At 43.2% G+C, this 22,631-nt stretch carries 17 protein-coding genes; 13 read left to right on the forward strand and 4 right to left on the reverse strand.

Annotated elements, in window-relative coordinates; all coding sequences use genetic code 11:
• Positions 1 to 63 precede the first annotated feature (63 nt).
• The 5 genes from MiAbW_RS01265 (at position 64) to MiAbW_RS01285 (ending at position 5,340) form a co-directional block, all read left to right on the forward strand.
• Complete coding sequence (locus tag MiAbW_RS01265) at positions 64 to 807, forward strand: HEAT repeat domain-containing protein (protein ID WP_151694588.1); 744 nt, start codon at positions 64 to 66, stop codon at positions 805 to 807.
• On the forward strand, positions 791 to 1,408 hold the full coding sequence (locus tag MiAbW_RS01270; protein ID WP_151694589.1) for a flavin prenyltransferase UbiX: 618 nt from the start codon (positions 791 to 793) through the stop codon (positions 1,406 to 1,408). Before MiAbW_RS01265 ends, MiAbW_RS01270 begins: the two co-directional genes overlap by 17 nt.
• Positions 1,409 to 1,673: 265 nt before the next feature.
• Complete coding sequence (locus tag MiAbW_RS01275) at positions 1,674 to 2,312, forward strand: hypothetical protein (protein ID WP_151694590.1); 639 nt, start codon at positions 1,674 to 1,676, stop codon at positions 2,310 to 2,312.
• A gap of 136 nt (positions 2,313 to 2,448) precedes the next feature.
• Positions 2,449 to 2,973, forward strand: coding sequence for an acetolactate synthase small subunit (ilvN, locus tag MiAbW_RS01280; protein WP_045360298.1), 525 nt, complete (start codon positions 2,449 to 2,451; stop codon positions 2,971 to 2,973).
• 114 nt (positions 2,974 to 3,087) lie between these two features.
• Positions 3,088 to 5,340, forward strand: coding sequence for a PBP1A family penicillin-binding protein (locus MiAbW_RS01285; RefSeq protein ID WP_151694591.1), 2,253 nt, complete (start codon positions 3,088 to 3,090; stop codon positions 5,338 to 5,340).
• Positions 5,341 to 5,633: 293 nt separating this feature from the next.
• On the opposite strand, the gene MiAbW_RS01290 is transcribed toward MiAbW_RS01285, so the two are convergent.
• The 3 genes from MiAbW_RS01290 to MiAbW_RS01300 form a co-directional block, all read right to left on the reverse strand.
• Positions 5,634 to 7,400 (reverse strand): calcium-binding protein, encoded by a 1,767-nt coding sequence (locus MiAbW_RS01290; protein WP_238707168.1) that lies wholly within the window; start codon positions 7,398 to 7,400, stop codon positions 5,634 to 5,636.
• 160 nt (positions 7,401 to 7,560) lie between these two features.
• The gene (gene pgsA, locus MiAbW_RS01295; protein WP_151694593.1) at positions 7,561 to 8,094 is read right to left on the reverse strand and encodes a CDP-diacylglycerol--glycerol-3-phosphate 3-phosphatidyltransferase; all 534 of its coding nucleotides are present in this window, start codon (positions 8,092 to 8,094) and stop codon (positions 7,561 to 7,563) included.
• 321 nt (positions 8,095 to 8,415) lie between these two features.
• A complete protein-coding gene (locus MiAbW_RS01300; protein ID WP_151694594.1) occupies positions 8,416 to 9,510 on the reverse strand; it encodes a fatty acid desaturase family protein in 1,095 nt (364 codons plus the stop codon).
• Positions 9,511 to 9,754: 244 nt separating this feature from the next.
• On the opposite strand from MiAbW_RS01300, the gene MiAbW_RS01305 reads away from it, so the two are divergent.
• The 7 genes from MiAbW_RS01305 (at position 9,755) to gyrB (ending at position 20,186) form a co-directional block, all read left to right on the forward strand.
• A complete protein-coding gene (locus tag MiAbW_RS01305) occupies positions 9,755 to 10,897 on the forward strand; it encodes a helix-turn-helix domain-containing protein (RefSeq protein ID WP_151694595.1) in 1,143 nt (380 codons plus the stop codon).
• Between the two features lie 22 nt (positions 10,898 to 10,919).
• Positions 10,920 to 12,275, forward strand: coding sequence for a DUF1822 family protein (locus MiAbW_RS01310; RefSeq protein WP_151694596.1), 1,356 nt, complete (start codon positions 10,920 to 10,922; stop codon positions 12,273 to 12,275).
• Positions 12,276 to 12,307: 32 nt separating this feature from the next.
• Entirely contained in the window at positions 12,308 to 14,917 is a 2,610-nt protein-coding gene (locus MiAbW_RS01315) for an ABC transporter substrate-binding protein (RefSeq protein ID WP_151694597.1), read from the forward strand.
• A 107-nt stretch (positions 14,918 to 15,024) separates the two neighbouring features.
• The gene (locus MiAbW_RS01320; protein WP_151694598.1) at positions 15,025 to 15,744 is read left to right on the forward strand and encodes a PspA/IM30 family protein; all 720 of its coding nucleotides are present in this window, start codon (positions 15,025 to 15,027) and stop codon (positions 15,742 to 15,744) included.
• Positions 15,745 to 15,755: 11 nt separating this feature from the next.
• Positions 15,756 to 17,105: an ABC transporter substrate-binding protein gene (locus MiAbW_RS01325; RefSeq protein WP_151694599.1), complete on the forward strand. Its 1,350-nt coding sequence runs from the start codon at positions 15,756 to 15,758 to the stop codon at positions 17,103 to 17,105.
• A gap of 153 nt (positions 17,106 to 17,258) precedes the next feature.
• Positions 17,259 to 17,969 carry a response regulator transcription factor gene (locus MiAbW_RS01330; RefSeq protein ID WP_151694600.1) on the forward strand — a complete coding sequence of 237 codons (711 nt, stop codon included), beginning with the start codon at positions 17,259 to 17,261 and terminating at the stop codon, positions 17,967 to 17,969.
• Between the two features lie 294 nt (positions 17,970 to 18,263).
• The gene (gyrB, locus tag MiAbW_RS01335; protein WP_151694601.1) at positions 18,264 to 20,186 is read left to right on the forward strand and encodes a DNA topoisomerase (ATP-hydrolyzing) subunit B; all 1,923 of its coding nucleotides are present in this window, start codon (positions 18,264 to 18,266) and stop codon (positions 20,184 to 20,186) included.
• A 652-nt stretch (positions 20,187 to 20,838) separates the two neighbouring features.
• Here the strand turns inward: gyrB and MiAbW_RS01340 are convergent.
• Complete coding sequence (locus tag MiAbW_RS01340) at positions 20,839 to 21,375, reverse strand: deoxycytidylate deaminase (protein ID WP_151694602.1); 537 nt, start codon at positions 21,373 to 21,375, stop codon at positions 20,839 to 20,841.
• A gap of 512 nt (positions 21,376 to 21,887) precedes the next feature.
• On the opposite strand from MiAbW_RS01340, the gene MiAbW_RS01345 reads away from it, so the two are divergent.
• Entirely contained in the window at positions 21,888 to 22,631 is a 744-nt protein-coding gene (locus MiAbW_RS01345) for an energy-coupling factor ABC transporter permease (protein WP_151694603.1), read from the forward strand.

Genomic DNA, 22,631 nt, shown 5'->3' on the forward strand with positions numbered 1-22,631 from the left:
TCAGCAACGCCTTTGATTTTTAACTTGACGTAAGCGGTCAGGGATTGAGATAATCTAACAAGTATGTACGACAATGAAATCCTAGACTCCAGCAACTCCTTAAATAATCCTCTCGATGGGAGCGATCCAGATCAAGCAGCGGAAATCCCCCCCGATCCAGAGGAAATGCTGTCATTGCTTACTTCTGCTCATGTCAGCGAGAGAATGATCGCCGCCCGCGCCTTTTGTGAATTGCGTGACGAAAGAGCGATCGCTCCTTTACTAGAGATGTTAAACGATGTCTGTCCCCTAGTGCGTGTCAGTGTCGCCTACGCTTTGGGCAGAAATCCCAGTCTTAACTCTGCGGAACCCTTAATCGATTTACTGGCCAGAGATTGGAATGGTTACGTCAGAAAAGGGGTAGTTTGGGCCCTAGGTAACTGTGGCGATCGCAGAGCGATCGAGCCTTTGGTTCATGCCCTCAAAACTGATATTTCGGCGGTGCGATTATGGGCTGCTAGTAGTTTGGCCCAGATTGCCAAGGTCAATTATGAAGATATCATCACCGTGTTGCCGCCTTTAATTGAAGGATTGCGCCGGGATTTAATCGCAGCGGTGCGGAGTAATTGTGCTTGGTCGATCGGTCAATTATGCCGAGAATTGCCCTTAAATGTGATTTATGCCACGTCGATCGATGCTTTGATCGAGGCCTTGGTGGAAGATGAGGATTTAGGTGTCAAGGAAGATGCCAGAGGTGCTTTATTAAAAGTAGGCGACCCAAGAGGATTACAATTGATCGAGGAATTAGAGATTGAAGGAATTATCTAAACCGCTAATTTTGGGCGTTACGGGGGCATCAGGGCTGATTTATGCCGTCCGCACCCTCAAATATCTACTTTTAGCCGACTACACGATCGATCTAGTGGCCTCCAAATCAGCTTACACTGTCTGGCAAGCGGAAGATAAAACGCGTATGCCTCCAGAACCAGAGCTGCAAGAACAATTTTGGCGCAGCCAATGCGGGGTGATCGAAAAGGGAAAATTACGCTGTCATCGTTGGGGTGATGTGGGGGCAACGATCGCCAGTGGTTCCTATCGCACCCTTGGTATGATAATTATTCCCTGTAGCATGAGTACAGTGGCCAAATTAGCGGGGGGATTAAGTTCCGATTTGCTAGAAAGGGCGGCCGATGTGCAGATCAAGGAGGGCAGAAAATTGGTTGTAGTACCTCGAGAAACCCCTTTTAGTTTAATTCATCTGCGTAATTTAACTACTTTGTCCGAGGCAGGCGTTAGAATTGTGCCAGCAATACCGGCATGGTATCACCATCCCCAATCGATCGAGGATTTGGTCGATTTTGTCATCGCTCGTACTCTCGATCAGTTAGATATCGATTGTGTGACAATTAATCGCTGGCAAGGACATTAACAGTTATCAGTTATCAGTTATCAGTTATCAGTGGGTAAGTTATCAGTTATCAGTGGGTAAGTTATCAGTTATCAGTGGGTAAGTTATCAGTTATCAGTGGGTAAGTTATCAGTGGGTAAGTTATCAGTTATCAGATGTAAGTTTTAAGTTAATTAGTTAGTTAGTTATCTTTATCTTTATACCTGTTTACTGTTTACTGATCACTGTTTACTGATCACTGTTTACTGATCACTGTTTACTGATCACTGAGTCAAGGGAGGTAAAAATGGGCTGGATTATGGTCTTATTTGCGATCGCTGTGGGCGGATTACTGATCTGGCAGAATCTGGGGGTGATCACTTTGGTCTTTTTTGGCGGTATTATGACAGTAAAACTGCCCCTAGCTGTCTGGGTGTTACTTTTCACCCTAGTGGGAATTATCAGTGGTTTAACCCTGCAATTTCTCTATAGTTTTGGTCGTCCTTTGGCTGCCCCAAAAACTTCCCCTCCGATAGCCAATAATCCTAGAGTTCCACCCCCATCTCCCCGACCCACCTATATTCAGGATTCTGCTGCGTCTCCACCGGGTAACGATTGGGAAAGAGATAGCGGTGATGATTGGAATTTTGATACACCCCCCCTTCAACGTAGCTCAGGGCAAGCCGAAAAACCGACGACCATTCAGGATCGGCAAGAATTCACGCCTAGGGTGGCCGATGAGGAAAAAGTTGATTTTGTCAAGCCTCCAAGTGACAGTTCTAAAACTGGCACGGTTTATTCCTATAGTTACCGCACAGCCAAACAGACTCGCGGGGAAAAAGTCGATCAAGTTTACGATGTCAATTATCGGATTATTACGCCACCTACCCAGGATCAAAACCAAGATCGGGAGGTAAACAAAGGGGATGAGGAAGAGTGGATTTAACTAGCCCTTCGACGTAGCTCAGGGCTAGGATAGAGTAGAGGTTCCTTCCTGCCCAAATCCCTCCGAGAAGACAAACTGTTGTGGCCTTGCTTCCTGTCTTACAATGGGGAAATCTAGGTTGTGCAGACAGAGCGCCATGAAACACACATTATCCGTATTAGTTGAAGATGAAGCAGGAGTCTTAACCCGTATTGCTGGATTGTTTGCCCGTCGGGGCTTTAATATTGAAAGTCTAGCCGTGGGTCCGGCCGAACAAATGGGCGTTTCTCGGATTACGATGGTAGTACCCGGGGACGAGGACAGCATCGAACAGTTAACCAAACAACTTTACAAACTAATTAACGTCCTCAAGGTACAGGATATCACCCAAACCCCTTGCGTGGAAAGGGAATTAATGCTGATTAAAGTTAATGCTACCGCCGATCGCCGAGCGGAAGTGATCGAATTAGCGCAGGTATTCCGAGCGCGGATTGTGGATATTTCCGAGGAAACCCTGACCATCGAAGTGGTGGGGGATCCAGGTAAAATGGTGGCGATTATGCAAATGCTAAATAAATTTGGCGTTCGCGAGGTGGCGCGTACCGGTAAAATCGCTCTGATTCGCGAGTCGGGAGTCAATACGGAATACCTCAAAGCTTTAGAGGCTAAAATGGCAATTTAGGCATATTGGCTATGAATTGGGGTGTTGGGGTTTTAGGGTGTTAGGGTGTTAGTTGAAATTCCCCACTTCCCCACTTCCCCTATTGCCTTCAGAAGCTGATAACTGATAAAAACTATGTCTAACCAGTCGCCGAAAACCCAAATTAGTCAACTTGTCACCGTTGCCGTGCAGAAATTGCAAGGAAAGGTGAATTTTCAGGCGGTAAATCTCAAAAAAGGGGCAAGGGTTCCCGAATTACGCATTAAAAACGAGAATGGCAGTGGGGAAAGCAAATATCCCCTCATTGGCGATCGCTATTTGTTAGGCCGCAGTTCCAGTTCCTGTGATATTACTATCCGTAATACCGTGGTTAGTCAGATTCATTGTTCACTACAGCGTGACCCAAAAAATCCCCATAATTTCCTGCTCACAGATGAAAACTCCACTAACGGGGTTTATATAGGTAAACGTCGTCTGAAAAGCGTTTCCCTGCGTCATGGTGATACCTTTACCCTAGCCCCCCCAGACTTAGCCAATTGTGTCACCATCTCCTATTACTGTCCCCCTCCTCTGTGGGCGCGACTTTTGCGCTATGGTTTCTACGGTGCGGGTGGTATTTTCGGTTTATTAGTTTTAGCGGTTATCTGGGAAAGTCGCAAAGTTAGTGTTTATCCACTCCCTTCCGGGGTAAGCGGTCCGGTGGTCGTCTATGCTAGGGATGGTCAAACTCCCCTCAATCCCATTCGACAGGAAACTCACCAAGAATTAGATAATCTGGGCGATTTTTCTCCCTATTTGCCCAAGGCGGTCGTCGCTTCCGAAGATAGTCGTTTTTACTGGCATTTTGGCGTTGATCCGTTGGGGATTGTCCGGGCTGTTATGATTAATTGGCAAGGTCGGGGCATTCGTCAAGGGGCCAGCACCCTAACTCAACAGTTGGCCCGTAGTTTATTCCCCGAAGTCGGTCGCCAAAATACTGCCGATCGCAAACTCCGGGAGATGGTTGTCGCTTTACAATTAGAAGCGGTCTATAGTAAGGATACAATCCTCAAAACCTATCTCAATCGAGTTTATCTCGGTCTGGGCGGTTACGGTTTTGAAGATGCGGCCCGCTTTTATTTCGATAAATCCGCTAGAGATTTAGATATCTCCGAGGCTGCCACCCTTGTGGCTATGTTACCCGCCCCGAATCTATTTAATCCCATTCAAGATTACGACACTTCCGTGCAATTACGCAATCGTGTCATCGATCGCATGGCCCAATTAGGCATGATTTCCCCAGAAGCGGCCGCCAGCGCCCGCAGATCCCGCATTGAAATCAGTCCCCAAGCCAAAAAATCCCTATCTAGTACGATTGCACCATATTTTTATAGTTACGTTTTCGAGGAATTACAGGACCTTTTAGGGGAAGAAGTGGCGAAAGAAGGCAATTTTATCGTTGAAACCAGTTTAGACCGCCAGATGCAGGCGATCGCAGAAAAAAGCTTAAAAAATAATGTCTTAAACCAAGGCCCCCGCTATCGTTACTCCCAAGGTGCTTTAGTCACCCTAAACAGTCAAACTGGGGAAATTCTCGCTTTAGTCGGGGGAGTTGATTATCAAAAAAGCCAATTTAACCGCGCTATCCAAGCGAAACGTCAACCCGGTTCCACTTTTAAGGTATTTGCTTATGCTGCCGCCCTAGAAAAGGGAATATCCCCCTATAAAACCTATAGCTGCGCTGGACTCTCTTGGCAAGGACAAGCTTATTCTCCCTGTGAACGTAGTAGCGGGGGGGTCAATATGTTTCAAGGTTTAGCGCGATCAGAAAATAGCGTCGCCCTTCGCATTGCTCGCGAGGCAGGATTAAGTAATGTGGTCAATGTGGCGGAACGTTTGGGGGTGAAATCACCTTTAAATCCCGTACCGGGGCTAATTTTAGGGCAAAGCGAGGTAAATGTCTTGGAAATGACTGGCGCTTATGCGGTTTTTGACCATGGCGGGCGCTGGAATCGTCCCCACGCCATTAAACGCATTCTCGACGCTTCCGACTGTGAAAATGTGGAGGATTTGAGTACCTGTCGGGTTATTTATGACTATGGCGAAGATAGCGAGAGAAATCAGCAGGTAATCTCCCCTAAAACCGCCGAAACGATGAATAGCCTATTGCGGGGGGTGATAACTAATGGTACAGGAGGCGCTGCCAGTATTGGCATGGGAGAAGCGGGTAAAACGGGAACTACGGATAATTATGTAGACCTCTGGTTTATCGGTTATCTTCCCCGTCGCGACTGGGTGACGGGCATTTGGTTGGGTAATGATAATAATTCCCCCACTTCCGGCAGTAGTCAACAGGCAGCGAGGTTATGGGGCGATTATCACCGTCAGTTAATCACTACACAAAACTAATCCCAATGACTCTCAAGCTCAGACCGATTTTAACCGTCTATCCTTAAGATTAGTGGAAGGAACCACAGAAACACAAAAGACACGAAGATCGATCGCTTCTATAGTAAGTTAAACTGATCACACAAAGAGTTAGAGAGCCGCTGAATCTCCCCCACTTCCCACTTCCCACTTCCCAAATAATAAGGGTGTGTTAGCCCTAGCTAACACACCCGCAGAGATTATTTCTGGTGGCCTAATTTTAGCCCAAAAATCCACAACTGCTAGACCCACCTGAGTGGAGGGACAGGGATAGATTAGATAACGACAATATTAGTATTGGCGATAGATGCCAAGTTACTGAGAGTTGCGATTTGAATCGCAGCAGTAGCACCATTACCATCTACGTCAAACCGTAAAGCGCCATCAGTGGTATTGTAGATGAATCTTTGCGTTGCATTATTGGCGCTAGTAACTCCCGCACCAGATCGGAATTGTGTAGCCAACAAAGTACCAACAACCAGTCCACCAGCAAAACCAGCGGCAGAAACTAGGATAGAATCGGCATTTCCGCCACTGGTGGCAAAATCGGTGATGGTGTCAACGCCTTCGCTGGGATTGTTGAAAACAAAGCTATCACTATTACCAGAACCGGTTAGGGTATCGGTTCCCGCGCCGCCAATTAGGGTATCGTTTTGCCCGGCACCGGTTAGACTATCATTGCCATCGCCACCGATTAGGCTATCGGTTCCCTGCCCACCATCTAGGGTATCGTTGCCATCACCACCGATTAGGGTATCGGCTCCCTGCCCACCGTTTAGGATGTCGTTTCCATCACCACCGATTAAGGTATCGTTTCCATTATCACCACTTAGGGTGTCATTGCCCGTACCGCCATCGAGTAGGTTCGCACTATTATTCCCGGTAAGGTTGTCGTTGCCAGCGCCGCCAAAGAGGTTTTCGATATTGCTGAGGGTGTCCGTACCCTCGCCAGTGTCCTGGGATCCGCCAGCACCCAGGTTGACGGTGTTGTCGGCTTCGCCAAATATTGCCGTGTCGAGACCTGCGCCACCGTTTAGGCTATCGTCCCCCAGACCACCAGTTAGGCTATCGGCGCCACCGTTACCATTTAGGGTATCGTTGCCAGTACCACCAATGAGAGTGTCTGCGTTAGCGCCGCCGGTCAGGGTGACAGCAGTGGCATTTCCGCTATTGGTGAGCGTCCATCCCGATGTACCAGTCGCTGAAGCAACGTTGATGTTAAAGCCGCTCGCCGTGACCGATGCAGTGCCTGCGTTGCTGGTCGATCCAGTGGCAGTCCAGGCTGCTGCCGCCGTGGCATTCGCCGTGGCACCAGCGGCGACAAGCAGGATGTCGGTGCCGTTTCCAAGATCGGAAATGGTGTCGGTGCCAGCGGCGACGTTGAAGGTATCGTTGCCATCGCCACCGATTAGGCTATCGTCCCCTAGGCCACCATTTAGGCTATCGTCCCCTAGGCCACCGATTATGGTATCCGCTGCACTGCCACCGGTTAGAGTATCGTTGAAAGCACTACCTGTAATGAAATAGGGAACGTTGGCGGGGAGTGGTGCGATCGTAGTTTGACCAGGTGTGGGTATGCCCAGATTTATTGGTACCGTATTTGCCGCTTTCGTGTACGAAGGACCGTTGGGGTTGATTTTTAGTGTATGAGTGCCGCCAGCCGTAGCCGTAGATCTAACAAAGGTATTGGTATTTGCTGGCAGAACAAGGGTTTTAGAAAAGCCTCCACCGTAGCGAGAAAGGGTTGAGCTAACATCACTGCCAGTTCCGTTGAATAATCTCCAAGCCGTATTGCCGCCAGCAAAAACGCCAATGGAAGTAAGATTATAGGTACCAGTGGCTGTTGTCGGCAGGGAAATAGGGGTATCAGTAAAGGTGTTCAGGAACTGGGCAACTGTTGCAAATTGACCAACAGCGAAATTAACACCAGTGGTGGAGTTAGCGAAAGATATAATGATAGCGGACATAGTTTTTCCTTTGAGTGATATAGCAAAAAATGGGTTATTTAGGACGCTTTCAATTTTCAAACTCTTATTGGTCAAGGGTTTCAGCGATTGATTGTCCTAACCACCCCGATCTTTGCTATATGTTTGAACTTTAAGAGTTTAACAGGCTTCCCCCGATAATTATATACCGAGAAAAAAAATGCAATCATGTTCGCGAGGCTTGTTTCCTGAATTATTGCTAATGGTTAAGTTTTTATCAATTTTGGGTTAATTTTGGGCTGGGTGTGATATAAATCAGACCAGAAATTAAAGTTAATGTCACCGATAGCCAAAAGGCAATCTGAGAAATTAAGTTATATTCAGAAGGCAAGGGAGCAATTAAAAGAGCGATAGCGATAATTTGGCTGACTGTTTTGCTTTTTCCCCACCAATTAGCCCCTTTTATGTCGCTATTTCCTGTTAAATTCGGATTAATGCGCCAACCAGCGATCGCTAATTCCCGAGCTAGAATCAAAAATACTCCCCAAGCAGCAATTAAATCCATTTCAATCAGAGCTAAGAGGGGAGCGAGAACCAGCAATTTATCGACCAAAGGATCGAGAAATTTCCCTAATTCGGTGATTTGATTCAATTTTCGCGCTAGATAACCATCGAGCCAATCGGTGCTGGCAGCAATCAGAAAGACAATTAAACTTAACCAGCGATCGATTTCTGTGCCTTGGTGCAACCAGTATAAAATTAATGGCAGTCCCAAGAGTCGCGATAGGGTAATCGAGTTGGGTAGGTTCATTTTTCAGTGATCAGTAATCAGTAATCAGTAATCAGTCAACAGTAATCAGTAATCAGGCTCTCTTAGGTTTGGTGGGTAAAATGTATTCTAAGATACAGTCTTGGGGCAGTGAGTGGAAAGAACCACAGAGACACAGAGGACACAAAGATCGAACACTACTATATAAGTTAAACTTATCACACAAAGAATAAGAGATCCGTAATCAGTAAACATTAAACAGTCAACAGTAATCAGTAAAAAGGCAGCTCCGAGCTTGTCCCTTAATACTATTCACTGAAAACTTAAAACTGATAACTGATAACTGATAACTGATCACTGATTTTAGCTGGCTAATTTGAGATCGAAATTACTTTGTTTATTGCCTAATTGTCTGAGCCAACGATAATTATAAGCTAAAGCCCCGCGCAGGGTGGGATAAACAGCATAATTAACGCCAAATTCTTGGCAAACTTCCGCTAAAATTGGGGCTATCTTAGGGTAGTGAATATGACAAATCTGCGGGAAAAGATGGTGAACAACTTGATAATTTAATCCACCTAAATACCAATTTAGAAAAGCATTTTTAGGAGCAAAATCTACGGTAGTTCGCACTTGAAAGATTGCCCATTCGTCTTCGATTTGGTTAGCTACCGAGGGTTGAATAAATTCGGCGGGTTCCAAAACGTGAGCTAACATAAATACATGACAGGCAAGCACTCCATAGGTCATAAAAGCAATGAGAAAACCGATCGCTATTTCTAGAAGACTATAACCAACTAAGAGAGGAATGCCAATAAACCAAAAGAGATAAACAACTTTTCCGCTTAATAAAACGAATAGATCGATCGGTTTAGGATTGGGAATTTTAATCTCGCCAAAACGATTACGAAAGAGGATAGAGCGCACATCAGAGAATGACCAATATATAGGAATTATAGCGTAGAGAATCGGGATGAATAAATGTTGATAACGATGATACCATTTATGCTCGGCATGGGGAGTCATTCGCACCACACCATCGCCGTGAATTTCCACATCATACCCTAAAACATTGGTGTAGGTATGATGGAGATAATTATGACGAAAACGCCAGAGATAACTGGAAGTACCGATGATATAATCGTAGCTCATGCCAAGGAGAGAATTAACCCATTTTTTACTAGAATAGCCGCCATGGTTGGCATCATGACCGATACTAAAACCAATTCCCGCTAATCCTCCTCCTAAAACCATACAACCGATAATTTTTAGCCACCAGATATCCGGACCAAAAAGCACAAACAGCCAAGCGGCAATTACCCAAGTTAAAATCGTGATCGTCTTCAGGTACATGGCCAAATTATCTCTGGTGGGGATGCCGTTTTCGGTAAAATAAGCATCAACCCGTTTATTCAATTCCTTTCTAAAACCCTGATTTTCGGTAAAAGTTACTCGCATTCCTATTTTTGTCCTAGAAGTTGGTATGACGGCAATTTGTGGCAGCTCAGAGTGAATTTATGAGTCTTTTACTGGTTTGCTAAGGCTGTCTCACTATAACTGATAGTTTCTCATCAGTCTCTCATCTATTGTCAGAGAAAGAGGTGCGCTTGGCAAGGGAATCGCTCAATTTATTTGCCACTCTTGCAAAAAATCCTCTGATTTTACCTAATCAGATAGTAGATACCTGTAGCCGGTGATAGAGATGCGCGTTAGGTGCTTTTGTACTACTATTAAATCCATTGAAGGCGATCGAGTTTTCTGGTGCGAAGTGCCACAATTAAGAAGATCGATCGATGCGATCGCTGGAAGCGTGGCAAATGACGAAGCAGTGTATCTTGATCTGTGGCAATGGTTACAGAATGATCCTAATAACCAATTAGTCAAGTCTCATTGGATGGTTTTTTTACAATATCGCTCCTGTATAGTAACGCAAAGGGTCTATCAAAATGTTGGCCATCGGATCGATGCTGATTATGAAACCCTATTCTACTATTTGCTGAACTTGCTTGCCACGGCAATCACCAACAATCCTAGCAATTTTTACAGTAACTTTCAGGATAAAAAGACCAAACCGGTATTTTTTCGCTTAATCTTAGAAAAATGGACAGATAAAAAATTAAGAAATACTCTCTATAATTTCCTGCGAGGAGAGTATAAAACTATTGGCAGGACTAATCTCGGTATAGTCAGTCTTTTTAGTGCGAATAAAATTCAAAAAGTTTTACGAGCATCGGGTATCTTTACCGAGAATCATCTGCTAATATTTAACTGTTTTCGAGAGGTAAAAAAAGCTTCTCCTAGATCATTGGATAAGTGGCAAGAGGAGGATTGGCAACAAGTAATCGATCGCTTGCATCAGTTACAACCGCAAGTTATTCTCACCGTGGAGGAAGTACAAGCAAAACTCAATCAAATAGGGGAGATAATGCGTAATCATATCGATCCTCCTTACTCTAAATTTGAGCCGACTAATTATGACCATGATAGCAATTACTTTTGGGAAAATCTCCCCAGCAAGAGGACAAATCAAGACTTACTACAACAGCAAGAAATCCAGGAAGATATCAATAAGTTATTAATCACTCAAGAGGAGGAAGTTAAACAGATTGTATATTGTTACTATCATCAAAAGATGACGCAGGCACAGATATCTAATCGATTGGGAGTTCATCCATCTACTATTAGTCGAGAAATAACCCAATTATGTAAAAAAGTTTATCAGCTACTCTGTGCAAGGGAAGGCAAATATTGTCCTAAGTTGTTAAATGAGATTAAATTACAATCTCGGCAAAAACAAGAGATCGATGCTTATCTAGAATATTTTTGTCAGTCCTACTTAACTTAAATCTAATCTGTTAGGAGATACCATGAAAGTCAACCTCGATATTTTGCAACAAATTAACCCAAAATCCCTTTGGCTAACTTTTTCGGAAACAGAGATTAAACAAGCTCGATCGATTCTCGGTCAATACTCTAATCAAACCGCCAAAAATCAGGCTTTGATTAATTACTTAGTGCAAATATGCTTAAGCAATTGGCTGAAAGATCATCTTGATTCTTCTCTTCAAATAATACCTGAAAACCCTCAGTATCTTTGGGAGTTTATTAACGGGGTTACTTGGCAAGTCCAAGATAAAAAAGTGACTACTATTCCCAGTCAAACTATTGACATTGAGGGATTGATAATAGAGCAAGAATGGGTTGATATTCCCGATTTAGCGGCGGATTTTTATCTAGGGGTACAGGTAGATTTAGCAGAAAAATTTCTCAATATCTGGGGTTTTATATCCAGAGAAGATGTTAAAAATCTCGCAGAATACGATCCAATTTACCATCAATATTATTTAGATAGTGAGCAAATAATTGATGATTTAGATATTCTTTGGCAGAGTTGTTTAGAGGGAGAGAGTGAAAAAGGAAAGCTGGAATCTCTAGCAAATTTATCGCCAGCAACAGCAGAAAATTTAATTAAAAAGTTAAGTCAAGTTTCACCCTATTCTCCAAGATTAGATATTAATTTTCAGCAGTGGTTAGCTTTGTTGAATAATCAACAATGGCGAGAAAAACTTTATCAGCAGCGTTTAGAGGTAATCCCCACCAAACTTAGTCAATGGTTGCAGGGAATTATTACAGAGAAATGGCAGGAAATCCTCGACAATTATCGTCCAATTAATCCAGGGTTTTTGTTGGCTGCTGAAAAAATCAGCAGTCGAGAATCTCCAGCAGATATTCAGCGAGGAATTAGACAACTGTATGCTAGTCAAAAAGGGGTGGAATTTTCGGAACATTTAACCCCAGAGGAAGCTTTAGCAAAACTACAACATCAAACCCAAGATGAAACTATTCGCTGGCAAGCGGCCGAATATCTCTGGAATATCGATCCCCATTATCCCAATGCTGCTATCCGCAAAATGCTCGATGTGGGTAGTCAATTAATGGGTTATAAAATCGCTTTAATGGTGGGAGTTTTATCGACCAGTCACCAGAGAATTGCTGTCTTAATTCGTGCCTATGCCATGGACAATTTTGCCAAGCTACCCCCCGGTTTATCTTTGCAAATTAGCGATGAAATAGGCCAATTAATCCCCAGTTTAGAAGCAATAGCAAGGGAGAAACCCTTAGATAGCTATCTACAACTTTATTTTCTAGCTGATGCCGACGATCGCTTTAATGTTAACCTAAGTTTAGGGGATAGTAGCATTACCGAACAGTTTAGGATTTAATAGAGATAGCAGAAAATGTCAAGGATAAAGACATGAGCAGAGTTGTGATTCTGAAAATTGGGGAGGGAAATTTTGCAACGGGATTCTCCGTCACTCTAGAAATTCGTGACAATCATCGCTTGATAGCGCCTTTTGCCGAGGGTAAATTAGTCCCTAACCTTGACATTGCTGACGCTTTGCAAAATTATCGTCGAGCTTATTATCATTGGGTAAAAAGTCAACCCAGTTTAGGAATTACCGTTCCTCATAGTATGATCACCCATGCAGCGTTAGGTGATCCTAGAGACAACCTCAGAAAAGCCACTAAAACTTTAAAAGATAGCTTAAATGAATGGCTAAATTCCAGTTCTCTGAGTTCGATACAAAATCATATCTTGTTCCATATAAATACTAAGTCAGAAGTCAGATTTTTTATCCAAACTACCCACTTTGATCTACAACAAATTCCCTGGGAGTGTTGGAATTTTTTACACCAATGGTGTCCCGATGTGGAAATTGCTCTTACTATCCAGAGAAATCCCCCGATAATTAACCTTACTCCTCCAATTAAGGTTTTAGTAATTTTGGGCAATATTGACATCAAAAACGATCATAATTACCTGTGTTTATCCAGTTTACAAATGTTACTAGGAAACCCAAATCAGGTTTCTATGCAAATATTGAGTCCCAGTTCAAAAGTTCCTATTTCAACAAAAAATATTCACAATGAGTTGATCAAAAATCAATGGGATATTGTAGTTTATTTAGGTCATAGTCAAACCAGTAGCGACGGTCACGATGGAGTTTTTATCATTGATAATGATACGGCTTTATCTCCTGATCATAACTTAAGAAATTCCCTAGAAATAGCTGTTAAAAAAGGATTAAAACTTGTTATCTGTAACTCCTGCGATGGGTTAGGTATTGGTCGTCAGTTGGCTAATATTGGAGTACCGCATATTATTGTTATGAAAGAACCGATCGCCGTGCGGGTTGCTTTGAGATTTCTAGAAGTTTTTCTTCCCAATTTTCTTGGACATAAATCCCTACAGGAATCCTTAACAATTGCTCGACAAGAATTAAGATTACATGAATTTGAGGTGGATGCTGCTAGTTCTTCTTTGCTGCCTCGTTTGATAGAAAATCCTGAAGAATCACCGTTAATTCTACCTTTACCCCCTGAAAATACGGAGGAAAATCACCAAAATAATGATGAGCAAAGTTGGCCTTTCCGTCTATCTAGTCGCTGGAAACAAGCTCTGTTATTTATTTTAAGTCTTCTGGTAACTTTATCGGTTTTATATTGGGGAGGAGTATTTTCCGGTGATGCTAGTAAATACCCAGAAATTAGCTTAGGTGAAGAAATATTATTAAAGACAAATCGACAAGATAACATTATTGAACGGGGAAGACAAGCTTTTAAAAACCAAGAATATAAACAAGCAGTTCAGCTTTTTAAAAAATCCCTTGATCGCTTGCCCAATAATCCAGAAATTCGCATCTATTATAATAACGCTCGTGCGGCCTATCAAGACAAAAATCCCTTAAAAATTGCCACCAGTGTTCCGCTTGGTAATAATCCAGAAATAGCTCAAGAAATTTTACGAGGTATTGCTTTATTGCAACAGGAGTTAAATGATGAACAGGCCAACAACCCCGATTTTCACTTTCTACAGGTAGTGGTCGCTAATGATAATAATAGTGCCGCAGATGCCAAAGATCGAGCCGAAAAATTTGTTAAAGATCCGTCAATCATAGCAGTGGTTGGTCATAATGCTTCTGCTGCTAGTGAAGCGGCCAAAGATATTTATGTACAAGGGAAAATTGTGGCCCTATCTCCCACCAGCTTTTCCCTGAAAATATCTGGTAATGGCTATATATATAAAATGGTTCCCGATCTGGAAACTTTTGCCACAAGCTTAACTGAATATATCCGCGAACAAACTGACAAGCTAATTATCCAAAACCCCACTAATTTAATTTGTTACGATAGTCGCTCTGGGGATAATTATAACTTTGCTCAAAAATATAGAAACATTCTTCTCGGTCAGCAGTTTCAAAAATTCGTCAAAGATGAAGATTTTGACTGCAATATCGAACCAAAAATTAATTTAGATAAACAAGAAATTTATCAAAAAATCGCTCAATATCAAGTAAATATTCTCATGGTTGCTCCCTATATTAACGATCTGAAAAGAGCCGTCAGTATCTTTAAGCAACGTCCCGCACAACAGTTAAACTTAGTAATTTTGGGTTCCCCCTCTTTTCAAAGTTATCTCACCCTTGCAGAAGGTAAACAGGGGGTAGAAAATTTAGTTATCGCCGTGCCTTGGTATGATCTCACACAAGATAATTATATCCACAGTTTTTGGCAAAATAAGATCAATGTTTGGCGCACTCCCATGGCCTACGATGCGACCAAAGTTATCCTCAACGCTTTGCGACAGTTATCCCAACAAGGACAAAAATTCGATCGAGAATCATTAAATCAAGTTTTAAGAGAGGATTTTTCTATCGAAGGAATGACTGGCACGGTTAGATTCGATGAGAATGGTGTCCGCAACATGAATAATAATCCTGATGATCGCCGCTACTTGATTCTACAGGTCAAAAATGGTCAATTTGTCCCCCTCGCTCCCATTAAATCTGCCGGTCTACTCTAAACCTTCCTATCCTTGTCAAGACTTTTTACAAAACTTAACCTTACCCACTGCATTAAAGTTGGCCATCACTCCTAATTAACAGGTAACACCTCTAGGAGACAAACGGCATGAAATTGTTAAAAAAATTAACCCCAAAGGCCTTGATTTTTTGGCTGATCGGTGATAAGGCAGGAAATTCTCTCGTTGCGATCTGGAATTGGTTGTGGGGTATTCCCATCGAATCCGGCGGAAAAATTGCCGTAGAATCGGCCAAAGAATCCCTAGAATCGATGCAAAAATCCCTAGCGGAATTGACAGAATCGGTGGCGCAAGTAGTAGCCGCCCAGCAATCGGCTCAAGCACAATACGAGGCAAAAAAACAGGAACACACAAACTACTTGCAGCAGGCTGTCACCGCTCAAAAAAAAGGACTTCAAGAAGCGGCAAGACTGGCTATGGTTAAGGTTATCTCCCTAGAAAAAATTCTACCCGCCATGAAAGATCGGGTCGATAATGCCGAAAAAGTGGTCATTGCTGCTAAGGAAAAACTTCGTAAAGAGCAGGAAAAAATCGAGCATTATAAGTTAGAAATGAGCAACTTAAAAGCGATTAGTTCCATGAATGAGGCTTTAGGTAAAATAAACGAATTTGATAGTAGTCTCAACCTCAATACCTCCCGCGATCGCTTTGAGGATGCCAATGAAGCGATTAAAGACCGTTATCGAAAAGAAAACGCCTATAGTGAATTAAGCGAGAACTATAGCGAGAAATTAGCTCAAGAAATCGATTTCTTAAGCCTTGATGACGAAATTAACCGCCGTTTAGCCGAATTCAATCAGCAAAGTTAAGGAGTAAAGCGATGACAAAGACTGGCAAAAAAGCGAGCTTACCGCCAATTTTCTATATTTTACTGGGGTTGATCGGTTGGTTTCTTTTTCCCCAAATATTGGCAATATTTGCCCCAAAAGCCGATAATAATCCCCGCATCAGTTACGGCAATCATCTCCTGATCAAAACTAATTCTAACACCATCAAAGAATCAGCGATCGCTGCCATTGCTCAAGGTGATCACCAAGAAGCAGAGCAACTCCTGCAAAAATCCCTCGCTCAACATCCCAACGATCCCGAAAGCATAATTTATCTCAGCAACCTGCAAACTGGCTCAAATCCCTTTAAAATCGCCGTTGTTGTGCCAGCTACAACTAATCCCAACGTCGCTCAGGAAATATTGCGAGGAGTCGCCAGCGCACAAACCCAGATCAATCAACAGGGAGGGATCAACGGCAGAAAACTGATGGTTATCGTGGTTAATGACGATAATCAGCCGCAGATATCGAAAGAGGTAGCCAGTGAATTAGTCAAAAATCCTGATATTATCGCTGTTATCGGTCATAATGCCTCCGATGCCAGTTTAGCCGCCGCTCCCATCTACGAAAAAGGTGGTTTGGTGATGATTTCTCCCACCTCCCTGGCTAATAATCTCTCCGGTGCGGGAAATTATATCTTTCGTCTGGTGGCTTCTAACGGCAAAATTACGGAAATCTTAGCAAATTACATAGTAAATACTGCTAAAGTCCGGAAAATTGCTTTTTGCTACGATTCTCAAGCTCCCGATAATATTTCCTTTAAAGATGAGTTGATGGCTAATGTGGCGAAAAAAGGCGGTCAAATTGTGCCGATTGTCTGCGATCTGAGCGTCCCCAATTTTAAGGCCGATCAAGCTCTTAATCAGGCGATTTCTGGGGGTGCTAACGGCCTATTTGTCGTCGCTCATGTTGATCGTCTCGATCCCGTTTTTGAGGTTATTCGCTCCAATCGTCAGCGTTTGCCTCTGTTTAGTAGTCCCACCCTCTACAATATTCGCACCCTCGAAGATGGCGGCAAAAACGCCCAAGGTTTAACCCTTGCCGCACCCTGGCACCCATCGCTTAACCAGACTTTTGCCAATCTTATGCAGGAACAGTGGCGCGGTCCGGTTAGTTGGCGCACAGCCACCAGTTTTGACGCTACACGGGTGATTATTGCCGGTTTAAGGGAAAATCCTCATCGTCAGGGCCTACAATCCCTGCTGCGCTCCGGCAATTTTCAACAAACAGGGGCCACCGGAAAAATTAGCTTTGATCCTAATACTGGCGATCGCATCGGTCAACCGGTGTTAATTCAAGTGCGATCGACTCCCTCCGGTGAGCAGTTTGTCCCTTTACCTTGAAAAGTCCCCAGTCCACCAAAGTCGGGAGAGTTGGCAACTCTCCCCCCCAAAAAATCTCAAAAATTACAATTATTTCAATGTTCAAGCTTGAGTGAGAAATGAATGGCTAATATGTTAAAATATGCCTAGATATTTGTAAAAATTTTCCCTTGTATGGATATCGTTATTATCGAGGATGAAATTGAAATCGCCCATTTGATTCAGCAAACTTTAGAGAGGGAGTCCTTTACTTGTCATCTGGCTTATAATGGTAGGGTAGGACTAGAACTATTTTATCAAAAGCAACCAGAATTAGTTATTTTAGATTTAATGTTACCCGAATTAGACGGACTAGAATTGTGTGCTAGAATTCGGCAAAAACCCGGTGCAAAAGATCCCTATATTTTAATGTTAACCGCTAGGGGAGAAGAAATTGATCGCATTATCGGTCTATCTACGGGAGCCGATGATTATATGGTCAAACCCTTTAGTCCCCGGGAATTAACCGCTCGCGTAAGAGCCTTATTAAGACGTAGTTTAAGACACGATAGTCAACCCCAGCAACTCCATCGCAGCCGTCATTTTATTATCGACTTAGATCAACATTCTGCTCTTCGTAAATTAGAGGGAATGCCGGAGGAAACCCTCGATTTAACCACCTTAGAATTTAATTTATTAGCTACCTTTGTCAGTTATCCTAATCGCGTCTGGAGTCGCACCCAATTAATCGATAATCTCTGGGGAAATGATTTTTTTGGCGATGAAAGGGTAGTAGATACCCATATCCGACGCTTACGCAAAAAAGTAGAACCCGATCCTGCTAATCCCATCTTTATCAAAACTGTAGTCGGTGTCGGTTATAAATTTGAGGATGACATTGTTTAGAAACTATTGATCGGTAATTGGTAGTGATCAGTGATCAGTGATCAGTGTTCAGGTGTGAGTTTTCAGTGATCAAGTGTGAGTTTTCAGTGAATAGTATTAAGGGACAAGCTCGCAGCTGCCTTTTTACTTGTTACTGATTACTGCTCACTGTTTACTGACCAACACCCCAACCCCAATAAAAAATTCTCCCTAAAGGCATTTAAGCAGTCTTTAACCCTTATGTGCTACAATTTTTGAAGATTTTGCCATTCATTTAGGTTCAATCAGGGATCACAGCCTTTTTAGGGAAATTTTATGACAAGTAACTACGGCGCGGAACAGATACAAGTTCTCGAAGGGTTAGAACCAGTCAGGAAGCGGCCGGGTATGTATATCGGTACGACCGGGCCGCGGGGACTACATCATTTAGTCTATGAAGTGGTGGACAACTCGATCGATGAGGCCCTAGCGGGTTACTGTACTCATATCGAAGTGGATATCAAGGCCGATGGTTCCGTCAGCGTTACCGACGATGGCCGGGGTATTCCCACCGATGTCCACCCCACCACGGGTAAATCTGCCCTCGAAACCGTTCTCACTATACTTCATGCCGGCGGTAAATTTGGCAGTGGTGGCTATAAAGTATCGGGAGGGTTACACGGAGTCGGGATTTCCGTCGTTAATGCTCTTTCCGCATGGGTCGATGTGACCGTCTGGCGCGATCATAAAGTACATACCCAACGCTACGAAAGGGGTATCCCCGTCACAGAATTGGTCAGCAGTCCTAGTGAAGGGGAAAAAACAGGAACTAGGGTTAATTTCCTGCCAGACACCGAAATTTTTAGCCAAGGCATCGAATTTGATTACAGTACCCTCTCCGGACGTTTACGAGAACTAGCCTACTTAAATGCCGGTGTTAAAATCACCTTTAGCGATTACCGTGCCGAAGAACCCCACATCGAAACCTATTGTTATGAGGGGGGTATTAAAGAATATGTTGCCTATATGTGTCGGGAAAAAGAAACCCTGCACAAAGATATTATCTATGTATCGGGGGAAAAGAACGGAATTAATATCGAAGTGGCGTTTCAGTGGTGTATAGATGCCTATAGCGACAATATTCTCGGTTTTGCTAATAATATCCGCACCATTGACGGGGGAACTCACTTAGAAGGATTAAAGGCAGTTCTGACCCGTACTTTAAATAATGTCGCTCGTAAACGCAATAAAATTAAAGAAAATGAGCCTAATCTCGCGGGGGAAAACGTCCGTGAGGGTTTAACCGCCGTTATTTCCGTAAAAGTCCCCGAACCAGAATTTGAGGGCCAAACCAAGACCAAATTGGGTAACACCGAAGTCCGGGGTATTGTTGATTCGCTGGTGGGGGAAACTCTCAACGAATACCTAGAACAAAATCCCCAAGTGGCCGACACGATTATCGAAAAAGCAGTACAAGCGTACAAAGCGGCGGAAGCAGCCCGACGGGCCCGGGACTTAGTACGACGGAAATCGGTTCTGGAATCCTCACCTTTACCTGGTAAATTGGCTGATTGTAGCGAAAGAGACCCGGAAAAGTCAGAAATTTACATCGTCGAAGGGGACAGCGCCGGCGGAAGTGCCAAACAGGGGCGCGATCGTCGTTTTCAAGCGATTCTACCTCTGCGGGGAAAAATCCTCAATATCGAAAAAACCGATGATGCCAAAATCTACAAAAATACGGAAATTCAATCCTTAATTACGGCCCTCGGTTTAGGGATTAAAGGAGAAGATTTCGACCCCTCACAATTGCGCTATCATCGCATTGTTTTAATGACTGATGCTGATGTGGATGGCGCCCACATCCGAACTTTGTTGTTAACTTTCTTCTATCGTTATCAGAAGAATTTAATTGATCAAGGTTATGTATATATCGCCTGTCCTCCTCTCTATAAATTGGAACGCGGTAAAAATCATTCCTACTGCTATAGCGATCGAGAATTACAGCAAAAGATAGCGGAATTTCCCTCTAATGCTAACTACACAATCCAACGTTTTAAAGGGTTAGGGGAAATGATGCCCCAACAACTTTGGGATACTACCATGAATCCCGAAACTCGCACTTTAAAACGGGTGGAAATCGAAGACGCAGCCAAAGCTGAGGAATTATTTACGATTCTTATGGGCGATCGAGTTGCCCCCCGGCGAGAATTTATCGAAACCCACGGATCGCGTTTAAATCTTACGGATTTGGACATTTAAACCGTAACTTTGGGCTGTGTTAGTCTAGGCTAATACAGCCCCCGATAAAATCCCTAAATCCAGTTACTAAAGATCGATTATTCATTACCGATTCGACTGACTTCAAATATAGCTTACAAGCTTTTTTGCCCAACCCTAGTTAATCAGCCTCTGGCAATAAGTAAAAGTTCTAATTTTATAGATAAATAATTAAAATATTTAAATATTTTAGCCAATCAGTTAAATGTAACAATGAAGTTACGATATCTAAGTTTTCCCAGAATTTGCCAAAATTTGGCTGTAAATCGGGATTGCCTACATTTATTAATATGGTATGATCGTGGTATGCTGTGGGCTTAGTTTAAGCGTTAAACCTCAAATCAACGGAAAACCGAGACAATCAGGGGACTGTATCGATTCCCTTCCCCAAAAAAAGCCGCTAAAGGTGACATTTTTTTGTGAGGCAATTTTTGAAGTTTTGTAAAGGGTATTGACTTAAAGCCAGAATTGTGTTAGCTGTACTGTATTGAAACTGTGGATTGAGAATTTTAGTACAAACGCTCAAACTTCCTCTCCCTGCTCCCAAATCCGGCACCCCGGCGCAGTCTTAACGAGTAATTTAGATAGTCAACAGCTTAGAGAGTTTTCCTACTAATTAGCCTGATGACGAGAACTACCTGAGATCGAGCGAAATGGGATTTAATAAAAATAAGGCCGCATGACTAGCCATTTCTTCTGATAAATAAATCTTTTTATACTTAATAATCCCCGTTTCTAGAAAAGAATCCCTTAACATGGCTTTTGTCCCACTATTAAAGTCCGCCTCATAAAAAACTTCTTTAATTCCCGAAGAAATAATTAGTTTCAAGCAGGAAATACAGGGTTCTAAAGTAACGTAAATACTAGCTCCTTGGGTAGAAATACCGTGTTTGGCCGCTTGAGCGATCGCATTAGCTTCGGCATGAATTGCCCGAGAGGGAATTTCTCCAGATTCTCGACAGGTTCCCAAACCGGGATAACAAAAACCCTGGGCAGTACAATGAACTGTTCCTGATGGAGAACCATTGTAACCCGTGGCTAAAACCTGCCGATCTTTGACAATTACCGCACCGACGGGAAAAGCTAAACAGGTGGATCTGGTGGCGGCTAATTTAGCGATCATTAAAAAATATTCATCCCAAGTCGGTCTTTTTTCTTCAGAGTTGATCACGGTTTTATACCAAGCTAGAAAAAGCGAAAAAGAGGGGGTTATCTCTGATAGCTTATCATTAGATGACCTGTAAACCAATTACAATTAAAGCACCAACCTGACCACCGATCGCTTGGCAATAGCCACAATTAAACCAGCTAGTAAACCGAATCAAGCAAAAGTTTTAAGCTGATTCATCTTTATTTATCTTAACTGGTTAATAGTCACCAGCCTCTTCTAACTGATCACTGCTCACTGATTAAGGACTAGCATAAAAACTGAAAAAAACTGGAAAAATTAATAATAATTTAAAAAGTTTGAAGCTGGAGAATAATTGAGATTTTGGCTGATAGCTAAACCCTGACGGCCAGAAAAATAACAGAAATTCTTAAGAAGCTAAAGGGTTTAAATCCCCAGAGAGAGCATTGTAGAATAAAGCGGTTAGTTATCTACTAGAAGATAGGACTTTTACGTCCCAGCGAAACAATTCTATTGAAATCTTTAACCCAAATTGCCAAGGAGACTGAGTTTTAATGTCTATTAATTTTCTAGGAGTGGGTTGGTTTCACCCTCTCCTGACCCCTTATCTCGCCCTCCATATTCCCGACGGCTTTTTGAGTCCATCGGTGAGTCTATTTACTTGGATAATTGCCCTTGTCCTGATTGGCTTTTCTCTCAAAAAAGTGCGCGGTCACTACGCTGAACGGGCTGTACCTTTGATGGGAGTTTGTGCCGCCTTTATTTTTGCCGCCCAGATGATTAATTTTCCCATTCCGGGGGGAACCTCCGGACATTTATTAGGGGGGACTCTGGCGGGGGTTTTACTCGGTCCCTGGGCGGGTTCTCTGGTGATGGCGGTGGTTTTTATCGTTCAGGCTTTATTTTTTCAAGATGGCGGTTTAACGGTTTTGGGGGCGAATATCGTCAATATGGGTCTGATCGGGACTTTTGGCGGTTATTATCTCTATCTGGGGATGAGAAAAGCCCTTGGTTTTAATAGTTGGCGCAGTATGGCGATCGCTGTTGCCGTGGCTGCTTGGACAAGTGTAGTGGTGGCGGCGTTAGCTTGCGCCCTGCAATTGGCTTTATCTGGCACTGTACCGCCTTTAGTCGCCCTTTTTGCCATGTTATCTTGGCATATCCTCATCGGCATCGGGGAAGCGGTGATTACGGTTTTCGCTGTCGGTTATATCTGGCGAACTCGTCCCGATCTCCTCTACGATCCGCCCCATTCCGTTAATACTTCTGTTCCCCCTGCCTACGCTTCTCGTCAATAA

The organism is Microcystis aeruginosa NIES-4325 (genome assembly GCF_008974145.1).
Taxonomy (GTDB): Bacteria; Cyanobacteriota; Cyanobacteriia; order Cyanobacteriales; family Microcystaceae; genus Microcystis; species Microcystis aeruginosa_G.